Genomic DNA, 12,037 nt, shown 5'->3' with positions numbered 1-12,037 from the left:
GTGAATACGTCGGCCAGGGCCGCCGAAGCGGCCGCGCATGCGGTAGGATTGTCCATGGAGGGCTCCTCTCTTTCTCGATTCTTGGTCGATAAGAGATTAGGGGAGCCCCCTTCGCCTCGCTCCGGCTCGTCGGCCAGCCTGGCGGCTGCCCTCGTCGCCGGAGTCGCTATACCTCCCCAAAAACGTTACGCCGTGTCATTCAACTCGAATCTTCTTCAAAGATAATTCGTCGATTTGCTCACCGACTGAGACGGCTCACAAATCACGCTTAGGAACGGAGATGGTCGTCTTGGACGCCTGGCGTAAAAGGATATCGCACCAGGCATCTGACGCTTGGTGCGACATCCGAAGCGCCCGCAGCGGGCTCACTCGAAAGCCTCCTAATCCCTCCGGAAGAGATCCCGCGTGTAGACCTTGGCCGCCACGTCGTCGAGCTCGGGGCTCCAGCGGTTGGCCACGATCAGGTCGCACCTCTCCTTGAACTCCCCCAGGTCGTGGGTGACCTCGGAGCCGTAGAACTCGGGGGCCTCCAGCGTCGGCTCGTAGACCACCACCGGGATCCCCTTGGCCTTCACCCTCTTCATGACGCCCTGGATGGAGCTCGCGCGGAAGTTGTCGCTCCCCGACTTCATGACGAGTCGGTACACGCCCACGACGGGCCTCTCCACGCCCTCGTACACCAGCCTCCAGACGCGGTCGACGACCTCCTCGGCGACGTAGTCCTTGCGCGTGCGGTTGGCGTCGACGATGGCCTGGATCATGCACTGCGGCACGTCCCTGAAGTTGGCGAGCAGCTGCTTTGTGTCCTTGGGCAGGCAGTAGCCCCCGTAGCCGAACGAGGGGTTGTTGTAGTGCGAGCCTATGCGGGGGTCGAGCCCCACGCCCTCGATGATCTGCCCGGCGTCGAGCCCGCGCACCGACGCGTAGGTGTCCAGCTCGTTGAAGTAGGAGACGCGCAGGGCGAGGTATGTGTTGGCGAAGAGCTTCACCGCCTCGGCCTCGGTGGCGCGCATGACGAGGGTGGGGATGGAGCCCGCCGGCTCCTCTGCCCCCTCGGCGAGGAGCCGCGCGAACTCGCGCGCCCGCCCCTCGAGCTCGCGGGCGTAGGGCGACTCGCTCGGCACCCCCACGATGATGCGCGAGGGGTGCAGGTTGTCGTAGAGCGCGCGGCCCTCCCGCAGGAACTCAGGGGAGAACAGGAAGCGCCCCTGCGGGTAGCGCTCGCAGAGGGACTTGGTGTAGCCGACCGGCACCGTGGACTTCACCACCATGACCGCCTCGGGGTTGACCTCGAGCACCAGCTCCACCACCTGCTCGACGTAGCGCGTGTCGAAGAAGTTGCGCTCCTCGTCGTAGTTGGTGGGCGTGGCGATCACCACGAGGTCGGCCGCCCCGTAGGCCGCCCTCCCGTCGAGCGTGGGGCGGAGGTCGAGCCTCCGCTCCCCGCGCGCCGCCTCGGAAAGGAAGCGCTCTATCTCGGCGTCCGCGATGGGCGACTCCCACCGCGCGAGCCTCTCCACCTTGTCCGGCACCACGTCAACGGCGTCCACGTGGTTGCACTGCGCCAGCAGCACCGCCAGCGACAGCCCCACGTAGCCCGTCCCGGCAACGGCGATTCTCATAGTCAAGTCAGTCCTCTCTCTTCGGTTTTCAAGGTCCAGGCCACGCGCGGGCACAAGCCCGCGCAGGCCGTCGTAAGCCGATCAATCTGCAGTTGCGAAAGCGTCATCCGAGGGCGTATGATTCGCCCCATAGCGAACCCCGCCCGAGCGAGGAGGGAGCACGCCGTGGAGAAGCGGATCGGGACCATCAAGGCGCCGTCAGACCTCAACGTGCTGCCGCACGAGATGGACACGGCCCGCGCCCTCGCCGACGCGGGGATGGACGTTGAGTTCGTGCGCCGCACGTGGGGCACACGCGTGACCTCGGCCGACCTCGAGGCCGACGGGGTGGTATGGGAGGTCAAGTCCCCGACCTCCGGGAGCCTGAGGGTCGTCGAGAAGCACCTCCGCGCCGCGCTCCGCCAGTCGCGAGACGTCGTGTTCGACGCGCGCAGGATGCGCGGGCTCTCCGATGCCGCCGTAGAGCGGGAGGTGGCGCAAGTGGGCCGCCAGCCTGACGCACGCCCGGCGCATCCTCTACGTGAGCAAGCGGGGCGGGGTTGTCAGGATCAAGTAGGGGTGGTATGATCGCGGCAGCAAAGCGCCCGATTGGTGAGCATTTCACATATATCCGGCGCTTTCTTTGCATCTAGTGCCGTGCTATCATGCAAATCAGAAAAGCGCCCGAACGGTATGTAATTTACCTAACTCCGGCGCTTTTCCCATGCCTACAGCCCGTAGTACCCCTTGTACCACCTGGCGAACTCCCGCAGGCCGTCCTCCAACTTGATGCTCGGCCTGAACCCCAGGTCGCGCTCCAGCGCGCTCGTGTCCGCGTAGGTGACGGGCACGTCTCCGGGCTGCATGGGCACGAGCTCGCGGTGCGCCTCGAAGTCGTAGCCCTCCGGCAGCACGCCCTCCTCCACGAGCACGCGCTGCAGCGCGCCCACGAAGCCCAGCAGGCTCTCGGGGTGCGAGTTGCCGATGTTGTACACGCGGTGCGCAGCCCGGGGCAAGCCGTCGGCGCCCGTCTCCACCGCGGGAGGGGCGCCCATCACGCGCACGACGCCCTCCACGATGTCGTCCACGTAGGTGAAGTCGCGCTGGCAGTCGCCCATGTTGAAGATCTTTATCGTCTCGCCGCGCACCAGCTTGTCGGTGAACCCGAAGTAGGCCATGTCGGGCCGGCCCATCGGGCCGTAGACCGTGAAGAAGCGAAGCCCCGTGGCGGGGATGGAGTAGAGCTTGGAGTAGGCGTGGGCCATGAGCTCGTTGGACTTCTTGGTGGCCGCGTAGAGGGACACGGGCGCGTCCACCCGGTCACCCTCGGAGAAGGGCACCTTCTCGTTTCCGCCGTAGACCGAGCTCGAGCTCGCGTAGACGAGGTGCCTCACGGGATGGCGCCTGCACGCCTCGAGCACGTTGAAGAAGCCGACGAGGTTGGAGTCCACGTAGGCCCTCGGGTTCTCGATGGAGTAGCGCACCCCCGCCTGCGCGGCGAGGTTCACCACCACGTCAAAGCCTCGCTCCCCGAACAGCTCCTCGACCGCCCGCTCGTCGGCCAGGTCGCCCCGCACGAAGGTGAGCCTCCCGGCGGAGAACCCGCCCGCGTCCGCGTCGCCCGCTCCCCCGCCCGTCGCGACGGCGAGCATCCGCAGCCTGTCCTCCTTGATCCCGACGTCGTAGTAGCCGTTCACGTTGTCGAGCCCCACGACCTCGCACCCGCCGTCCTCCAGCAGACGTTTGCACAAAAACGCGCCGATGAACCCGGCCGCGCCGGTTACTAGAACCCTACTCATCTCTACCTCCCTCAATTCTGTTGTTAAGAATTCTTTTTTTGTAATCAATGAAGAAAAGTAATGCACAGCCAGAGTACGAAGCTATCGAAGCGCAAGCAGCCCCCCACCCATTAAAAATGGGGATAAGAATGATATTTAAAACTATATTAGCGATGCCTGACATGAGCAGAAAAATGCCCATTCTCGATTGAAGTCCATGCGAGATGTAAATTGGTTGAACGATCTTGAAAAAGGCCATAGGGATACAACTTAAGAATAGTATTACCGTCAATCCATAGGAAGACGAATATTCCTCACCGTAAAGAATTGATATTGCATGCTGCCCAAACAGAACGAATAAAACTATGAGAATCGCTGAGACGGCCCATGACATCTTTATTGAGTTGACAACCGCCCTTTTCGAATCTCCTCTCGCTGAGTCGCCAAACAACACTTCTTTTAATGCGTCTGGGACAAGCAACAGCATGTTAGCCAAAGTAACCGCAACACTATATAGCCCTACTTCATAGTTTGTAGACAACCACCCTAGCATAACAACATCAATACTGTAGTTAATCGCGATTAAAGTTAGCACTATTGCCGTTACTGCACTTGACTTATAGATCTTTGTGAGATCCGCAAATCTGAGCTTTTTCAAGCTGGGCTTCAGACGAAAAGAGAGTGCGAGAGCAAGGGCACGCAATCCGTCATTAAAAGCATAGCATGCTAACGCACTCATCACAGTTAGCTTATCTTCATAAACAAGAAAGCAAAGAGCGACAAAGTACAATATGTCGCACACCAACTCAACTATATTTCTTTTTGAAGCATTTTCTATTACTGCAATCATGGACACGTTGGCTCTGAGCCCCGCCAAAGCAGACAGAGCCAAAATGGTTATAAAAAATGGATCAACCTGAAAGATCCAGAGAAAACAACAGCCTACGAAACCAACGCCAAAGTGAATACAAGAAAGAGCCACGAAAGTGAATTTAACATGCTCACCCTTTTCCCTCAAGAAAGTTGAATATGTCTGGCCCAGGCCAAACGCCATGCCAAGGCAAATAACCGATGCAATATTTATTATGTAGGCATATTCCCCTTTTAGTTCTACTCCAAGTCCCCTGTTCACAGCTACCGAAACACCGAACGAAACCATTACAGCAAGAAGCTTGCACGCTATTGCAACGTAATAACGCCTTTCAAGCCTCATCTTACTTTGTTGCTCTCTCGATAAGAGCTCAGTAAGCTCCCACCGTCAAAGATCATAATTAGCAACACAGTCAGGAGAGCGTACTTCCACAGTGGGGAAATGATATTTGCAAGATCGGCACGCGATGCGTAAATTATAATTGGCACCATATAGATATAAACGGTCAAAAAGAAGATGCTCTTTCGAGACGCTTTGTATAGCAGCCTTGCTATTGCGCCTTCAATGCATGCAACAATCGCCACTCCTATAATGCCTCCATGTACATATCCCTCTCCAACAATAGTGAAACCATACATAACCGAAGGGTTGCTCATAAAGGTATTGCTGAACCATAGCTGACACGAGTAGCCAGTATCAACAAAACATCGTATTACCTCATTCGCAATCGATTCAACGCCAAAACATCCCTCACAACCATTGTTGACTAGAATTTGCAAATTGCGCCCTGCGGATGCAAATTCACCTCCTAGCATCTGATATAGATAATCATTAGAAGCAAATTGGGAAACGCCTCCCGATAGAAAGAAGTATTTGTACGCACTCGTTAAGGGAAAAAGAAGCAAGCCGACACCCAATATGAATAAGACCTTCGCTGGGGTAATACGCTTGAAAGCCAGTAGGAGCAGCGTGATCTCTAGTGCAATCGAAAACATATAGTTCCGCTCTCCGGTAAGCATTCCGAAAAGAAAAACGATGGTAGGCACGATCACTATCCAAATCTTTTCTCGATCACCACTCTTTATCAAATACAGTGTGAGATAGTATGCATACAAGATAGTGACAAAATCAGCGGCGTAAAACGCTCCTCGAATAAATACATCTCCACTAGCATATATTGCGTTTTTGTTAGAAAAGCCTCCTGTTTCTATCAAGACAAGCGCAGCCACGATATATAGCGAAGACCCAATCATTGCAACTTTAATCAAATTACCTTTTTTAGGTAAAAGAAAGGAGGTGGAAAGAGAGGCTATCTCTTGATAAGATACCTCATCTTTCGGAAGGATCAGGGTCACAGCCGATAAAGCGAACCACTCAAGAAGAAGGGGCTCTTTGCTGTAGCCATACGTTACGTAAATGCCTAAACCATACAGCACAGCATAGCTGCAATAGTAGACAAACGAGAAGATCGCAAACCAGCATAATGGATGAATTAAATTAAAACCCACTAATGCAGACGAAGATACAGCCAACAATCCTATAGCGAAAACATGGACCAAAGCAGCTTGATCATCACTAAAGAGCATCACCATTCCTGAAATAAAAATGGCCAGAAGAAGCACTCCTGTTTTCTTTGTCGCCTGCGTCATCCCCCTCTCACTTCCATACGAAATCGCAAAAGTATTCCGCTCTGAGTTTCTCTGTCTTAAGAGGCTCTTTTCTACCAACACCACAATCACGCTCTTTTTCGCGCCCTGCTTTGTCGACCATGACTCAACAAACCTGTTCGATTTTTCTCTCTAATCACCTGAATTACCTCAGGACGCGCATGACAACATGCATGTATTTGACGTGTACTCCGCAATTCGACAAAAAAGTACTTGACAAAAAAAGCTCCATAGTTTTAGCCAAATTGAAGTTGGATCAGCATGCGTCTTATCAAACAAGGCTGTTTCTAACCATAAAGAAGAGGGCCGATAAGATCGATTTGCCTGTTGAGACAACCTCTTTCGAGAGCATAACTTCCATGAGCTACTTAATGTCAATCCTCGATCCATTACTTATCAGAGCTTTCGCTCGCACTCCATAGAATTTAGCAGCTCTGTCGTATTAATCGGCACATCCCCATAAGCTGTATCGCTTAAGACGTACCCCTCTTTCTCATACTGAGTCAAAAACAAAACCCCGGGACCCCGCCATTGAGGATTGCCAGTGAAAAAAATCTTATTCTTATAGCTTAACGCTAAAAAATCCTTAAAATCAGTTTCTGTGCAACCATTTTGGTCGTTCATCTTTACCAGTATATTGTTTTTGTTAATGCGTTTAATGCGTTTCTCCCACTTGTTCTTCGCATCCTCAAAGGACTTGTAATGAACGAAGATCAGATCAACATCATCAATCCGCCCAATAATAAGATCATTCAAATCGAGTTTGTATCTTCCGTGATTCTTCCTCTCTTCCAGCAATGTGACAACATGTGATTCCTTGTATGAAATACGTTCAACCGCAACATTGGAATAGTAGTCTAAATTTGCCAGAAAACGAACAAAGTCAGCGGGTGGAATCCAAAGACCAATCGTGGGTGTCTTGTACGGCAAACCGTATTTGTCATACAAGACACCTCCCCAGCAATTATTGCTCAGAATTGAAAAATCGCGATTCTTTAGCTTGATTCGGTACAAACCAGCAAATAATCGCTTGAGTCTCCTTTTGATTTGAGCCTTGCTTAGTTTAAACATCTTCCCACTTTCTGTTATCTCTGATTCAAATCAATATACGTACGCATAACCTGCGGTGAATATATTTGGATTCAATCTCGGTTTAGCTCCGAACGGCTAAAGCAGCGAACTTCTTCCATCTTTTTCTTTGTGATCTCATCTTCGATTGTGGAGAAGAATGCTTTTCGTCTTTTTTCAAGCAATCTGCTATCGTATTGTCTAGCAACATCATGATTTCTGACAACCTCGTCGGTAAGTAATTCCTTTTTCTCATCCTTGAGGCCAAAAAATGACTCGGAGATGGCTCGCGCGCTTCTCCGTCTAAAAACTCTGCTAACCTTTAGAAGCTCCGGTGTTCCACCCGTTTCCGATCCCAAGCATAAACAACCCCTACTCATTGCCTCAATCACCGATCGGGGCAATCCTTCCTGTAAACTAGGCTGAATGTAAACATCACATTTATCAAGCAATTCCAGAACGCTCAGATGCGGAACGTTTCCCGTGAATACCGTCTGACTCTCCACGCCATAAGATACCGCTAGCTGCTTTAAATAAGACTGATCACCCCCGCCCACCAACATATACTTCGCCTCAATCCCTCTCTTTTTCAGAAGGGCCAATGCCTCGATAACATATTGTTGGCCTTTTGTTTTAACATTTACCGCGGCAACCGTCATAAAAACAGGAGCAGTAAAATCAGCTTCTTTCAATTTTTTTAATCTATCTTTTAAAACAAGGTCGTTATTTATCTTGATATCAACATTTGATGCATGGCACGATTTGCCCGAACAAGGATAGCGCTCCTGAAGGAAGCGCTCCGTCACATACAAAACGTAACGGGCTTTCGACACAATATATTTCATTTCGAAATACATATACGGCGCGACTATCTTGCCGTATAATCCATGGTTCCAATAGGCATCCCATGCACAACCCATAGCCTCAACAAGAACCGGTACATCTCGCTTAAAGCTCAAGCGCGCAGCTCGATACGCGATCACAGAAGGACACCTGCATACTGTCAGTCTGCATTTCCTTATTGCTTGCTCCATGTCCGCATCGTAAACATGGAGCATAGCCGACTCCACTGATCTGACTTCAATAGTATTGGCAATATAGCCAGACACATCGGTGTCATCATCCGTTACAAAGCAAACTGACTCAAACCGCGTGCATAAGCAAATTTCACCAAACGATTCGAAATACCTCTTTAAGATCGAATGGAACTTCCCTGCTGAGTACAGGCGGCCTTTGCACTGCTTTATTCGAAAATCGGTAGCAATAAAAATCAATCTGAAACCCTTCTACTTATCGAACTGACTTCAGTGCAGCGCTTCTGAACAATCAGGGAGTTTTCTGGATAAAAGCCCTTTACTATACTTCCCGCTGCTATAACACTATTTGCCCCGACATGCGTTCCTCGCAGAATTATCGCTCCTGCTCCTATCCAGCAGTTTTCACCAAGGAACACCTCTTTGCATCTAAAACTTCCGTCTTTAATTCCGCCTTTACTTCTAAAGTCAAGATCGTGATCATAAATCAAAACATTTGGACCGAATTCGCAACCATCCCCTATTAATATTGAGTAATGACAGTTAACGAGACATCCTCTATTAAAGAAGACATTACGCCCAATCATGAGCCGTCCCGACTCAGATACGTTTAATGAGCAATTCCCTCGAGTTCTTAAACGTTTTCCAATAAAGAGCGTAGAAGAAGCCGAGAGGGAGATGCTGTCTGAATATGCAATGCAGAGCAGAGGGTCATATTTAAGCCGACTTCCGTGAATCAGTTTTCCGCAAAACAAGCGAACATTAGATCCGATAACACGCAAAGCCACTAGAATTATTCTTTTAACGTTCACGAGATATCCCCATTGTCCGGCAAATCACCAAATTTACCGATCTTACATCGAACACCTCTTCAGCAAGCCTTCTACTTGCTTCAGCCATTGACAACGCCTTAGATCGATTGACCGCAATCGAGATCATTTTTTCCGCTAAGTCATGCGCATTTTTTGGACTGACCAAATAGCCATTAACTCCATCAAGGACGACTTCTCGACTACCTACAGCATCAGCAACAATAATCGGGCGACCAGTCGCCATCGCCTCCAGTCCAGATTTAGGTGTGCCCTCACCATAATACGAAGGAAGCACGAAACAAGAACATTTTTTCAAAAACGGGCGAACGTCTTTCTGCTCCCCCTGATACGCGATAGTACCGTCATCGATATAAGGCTGAAGTTGTTCCAGTCGAATAGACGTTGGGTTACTATCAAAGGCGCCGACTACATCAAACTTCGCATCTGGAATCTTTCGCTTCACCAGTCTCGCTGCATCAAGGTATTCGATGATACCTTTGCCTTTCACCAATCTACCAACAAATAGAAATCGAGTTTCTTGAGGCAATGGGCTGAAATCAAAGCGTTGTATGTTTACTCCAGAGCCACGAACCATGACGATTTTGGAATCATCAACTAATCTTAACGAGACAAAGAGCTTGGCATCATCTTGGTTTTGGAAAAATACCTTCTTTGCATACCGCAAGGAATATCTATACTCTAGCGAGACAAGCTTTGCAATAAACCCTGGCTTTTCCGATCTATAAACCGAACCAAGCCCGCCCATCATCACGTATACATCACCAATACCGACTCTATGAGCAGCGACGCTGCCATAGATGTTTGCTTTCACATTAGACGTAAAAACCTTATCGGGCATCTCAGAGCGTAAATTCTCCATTAGAGACTTGAGCGTCTTCAGATCGTCGAAAGGATTCGTACCCGTCCTGGACACATAAAACTGACGATAAGACATACCTTTAGCGCCAAAGAACTGAGTCCATATCGACTCTTCTTCATCCCCGAAAATAATTACAGAATGCCCTAAAGAAACAAATTCTTTCGCCATATCAAGACGAAAGCGAGGAATGTCCTTTGTTGACGTAACAATGATAGCTATCTTCATTTGGGAAAGTCGCTTATCTCTTCACATTATGGTCATAGATTCCGAAGTTCCAAGACCCAGGACCGCGCCGACCGTCGCGAACATCAGCTTGACATCCCGAAGGAACGAGAAGCCGGCCATGTCCCTCAAGTTGTGCTCCATCTTCCTCGGAAGAACGTCCTCCACGTAGGCCCGCTCGACGTCGCCCTCGGCGTCGAGCAGCTCGGCCTCGTCCTTGAAGACGATGCTTGCGTTTGACGTCACTCCGGCAGGCAAAAGGAATGTTGCCATCATCTCGGGGGTGTAGGACGCAACGTATCTCGGGACCTCCGGCCTCGTGCCCACGAAGCTCATCGTCCCCCGGAGAACATCGATCAGCTGGCTGAACTCGTCCAGCCTGAACTTCCGAACCACCGAGCCAACCCTGGTCACGCGAGCGTCGCCGTTCGTCGTGACCGCAGAGCCGATCCTGTCAGCGTCCTGAACCATGGTCCGGAACTTGAAGATGCGGAACGTCTCGCCGTACTGGGTCACGCGCTCCTGGCGGTAGAACACGGGGCCGGGCGAGTCGAGCTTGATGGCGATCGCCAAGACGGCGAACAACCACCAGGTCAGGGCAAATATCACGAGGGAGCCCACGACGTCGAGCGCCCGCTTGGCGGCGAGCTGGCCGCGCTTCTTGGCGAGCGAGTCGTAGTAGGGCCGCACCTCGTCCAGGCGCATGCCCTCCGGCAGCTCGTCCCAGGAAAGCCACCTCATCGGAGGCTTCTCACCTCCTCCGCGAAGCACTCGATGACGTACTCCACCTGCTCGTCGGTGAGGCAGGTGTGCAGCGGGAGGGTCACCTCGTTAGCGAATCGCGCGTAGGCGTTGGGGTAGTCGGCGATGTCGAAGCCCAGATTCCGGTAGGCCGTCATCATGGGCAGGGGCTTGTAGTGAACGTTGCAGGCGACGCCGCGCTCGGCCATCCCGGCGATGAGGGCGCTCCTCTGCCCTGCGTCGATGCCGGGGACGCGGCAGATGTAGAGGTGCCCCGACGACAAGTGGCCTTCCGCGTAGTGGGGCAGCGGCTCGATTCCGAGCGGCTCGAGGGCAGCGTCGTAGCGCTCGATGATCTCGCGGCGGCGGGCCAGCATGCCCGGGTAGCGACCAAGCTGGACCAACCCGATGGCCGCCGCGACGTCGGTCATGTTGCACTTGTACCAGGGGCCGACCACGTCGTACTCCCAGGCCCCGAGCTCGGTCTTGGCGAGGGCGTCCTTCGACTGGCCGTGCAGGCTCAGCAGCTGCAGCCGGCGGTACATCTCGGCGTCTTCGACGCCGGGGATCGAGCGCCACGTCAGGCAGCCGCCCTCGGCGGTCGTGAGGTTCTTCACCGCGTGGAAGCTGAAGGAGCTGAAGTCGGCGACGGAGCCGACCGGCTCGCCGCGCCGCGTCGCGCCCAGCGCGTGGGCGGCGTCGGCGCAGACGGCCACGCGCCCCAGGGCCTCCTGGACCTCGCCCGCGGGCCGGAAGGCGCCCCTCCTCGCCTCTGCGACCTGGAAGATGGCGTCGTAGTCGCAGGGCACGCCGCCCAGGTCGACCGGGACGATCGCCTTCGTCCGCTCGCTGACCGCCGCCTCCACGGCACCGTAGTCCATCTCGAGGGAGCCGGGCTGGCAGTCGACGAGCACGAGCGTGGCGCCCACGTGGCAAGCGACGCTGGCGCTCGCCGTGTAGGTGTAGGCCGGCGCGATCACCTCGTCGCCAGGCCCGACGCCCAGCACGCGCAGAGCCATCTCGGCGCAGGCGGTCTGCGAGCTCAGGCAGCAGCAGCCGTCGGCCCGCAGGTAGCCCTTCAGCCTCCGCTCGAGCTCCTTGACGCGCGGGCCCGTCGTGATCCAGCCGCTCCTCAGCGCGTCGGCGACCTCCGCGATCTCCGCCTCCGTGACGTCCGGGGGCGAGAACGGGACCTGCATCCTCATAGCCACAGCCTATTCCTCCTCATCGTGAAAGTCCGGGCGGTACGTCGGCACGGCCTCGGCCAGCGCCCGCCTGACGTCGTCGTTGGTGCCGCCGAGGGACGCGCGAAGGATCTCGAGGCGCCTCCCCACGTCGCCCACCTCGGGCTGGGCCGCGGTCA

At 53.7% G+C, this 12,037-nt stretch carries 12 protein-coding genes; 1 reads left to right on the top strand and 11 read right to left on the bottom strand.

All coding sequences use genetic code 11. The annotated features are described in order from the left end of the window. Positions 1-380: 380 nt before the first annotated feature. Positions 381-1,622, bottom strand: a complete 1,242-nt coding sequence (locus G7Y49_RS11045) for a nucleotide sugar dehydrogenase (RefSeq protein ID WP_165173791.1) — start codon at positions 1,620-1,622, stop codon at positions 381-383. Between the two features lie 165 nt (positions 1,623-1,787). Between G7Y49_RS11045 and G7Y49_RS11040 the strand changes: the two genes are divergently transcribed. Beyond that, positions 1,788-2,189, top strand: a complete 402-nt coding sequence (locus G7Y49_RS11040; protein WP_165173780.1) for a hypothetical protein — start codon at positions 1,788-1,790, stop codon at positions 2,187-2,189. 140 nt (positions 2,190-2,329) lie between these two features. Here the strand turns inward: G7Y49_RS11040 and G7Y49_RS11035 are convergent, their stop codons facing one another. From G7Y49_RS11035 to G7Y49_RS10995, 10 genes are all read right to left on the bottom strand, one after another. Further along, positions 2,330-3,400: an NAD-dependent epimerase/dehydratase family protein gene (locus G7Y49_RS11035; RefSeq protein WP_165173778.1), complete on the bottom strand. Its 1,071-nt coding sequence runs from the start codon at positions 3,398-3,400 to the stop codon at positions 2,330-2,332. Continuing rightward, positions 3,393-4,592 carry a polysaccharide biosynthesis C-terminal domain-containing protein gene (locus tag G7Y49_RS11030; RefSeq protein ID WP_165173776.1) on the bottom strand — a complete coding sequence of 400 codons (1,200 nt, stop codon included), beginning with the start codon at positions 4,590-4,592 and terminating at the stop codon, positions 3,393-3,395. The genes G7Y49_RS11035 and G7Y49_RS11030 overlap by 8 nt, the downstream gene beginning before the upstream one ends. After that, positions 4,589-5,989, bottom strand: a complete 1,401-nt coding sequence (gene wzy / locus G7Y49_RS11025; protein ID WP_206214675.1) for an O-antigen polysaccharide polymerase Wzy — start codon at positions 5,987-5,989, stop codon at positions 4,589-4,591. Before wzy ends, G7Y49_RS11030 begins: the two co-directional genes overlap by 4 nt. 324 nt (positions 5,990-6,313) lie before the next feature. Next, positions 6,314-6,988 (bottom strand): DUF1919 domain-containing protein, encoded by a 675-nt coding sequence (locus tag G7Y49_RS11020; RefSeq protein ID WP_165173772.1) that lies wholly within the window; start codon positions 6,986-6,988, stop codon positions 6,314-6,316. Positions 6,989-7,059: 71 nt separating this feature from the next. After that, a complete protein-coding gene (locus G7Y49_RS11015; protein WP_206214670.1) occupies positions 7,060-7,968 on the bottom strand; it encodes a glycosyltransferase family 4 protein in 909 nt (302 codons plus the stop codon). Positions 7,969-8,255: 287 nt separating this feature from the next. Beyond that, entirely contained in the window at positions 8,256-8,831 is a 576-nt protein-coding gene (locus G7Y49_RS11010; RefSeq protein WP_165173768.1) for an acyltransferase, read from the bottom strand. Then, positions 8,821-9,426, bottom strand: coding sequence for a glycosyltransferase (locus tag G7Y49_RS12540; RefSeq protein WP_370519659.1), 606 nt, complete (start codon positions 9,424-9,426; stop codon positions 8,821-8,823). The genes G7Y49_RS11010 and G7Y49_RS12540 overlap by 11 nt, the downstream gene beginning before the upstream one ends. A 302-nt stretch (positions 9,427-9,728) precedes the next feature. Further along, on the bottom strand, positions 9,729-9,830 hold the full coding sequence (locus tag G7Y49_RS12535) for a DUF3693 domain-containing protein (RefSeq protein WP_370519658.1): 102 nt from the start codon (positions 9,828-9,830) through the stop codon (positions 9,729-9,731). A gap of 127 nt (positions 9,831-9,957) precedes the next feature. Further along, positions 9,958-10,674, bottom strand: a complete 717-nt coding sequence (locus G7Y49_RS11000; RefSeq protein WP_165173764.1) for a sugar transferase — start codon at positions 10,672-10,674, stop codon at positions 9,958-9,960. Beyond that, the gene (locus G7Y49_RS10995; protein ID WP_241157394.1) at positions 10,671-11,879 is read right to left on the bottom strand and encodes a DegT/DnrJ/EryC1/StrS aminotransferase family protein; all 1,209 of its coding nucleotides are present in this window, start codon (positions 11,877-11,879) and stop codon (positions 10,671-10,673) included. Before G7Y49_RS10995 ends, G7Y49_RS11000 begins: the two co-directional genes overlap by 4 nt. Positions 11,880-12,037 lie beyond the last annotated feature (158 nt).

Origin of the sequence: Adlercreutzia sp. ZJ242 (assembly GCF_011038995.1) — a bacterium.
In the GTDB taxonomy this organism is placed as follows: Bacteria; Actinomycetota; Coriobacteriia; order Coriobacteriales; family Eggerthellaceae; genus CAAEEV01.
This window is presented reverse-complemented; position numbering and strand designations above follow the sequence as displayed.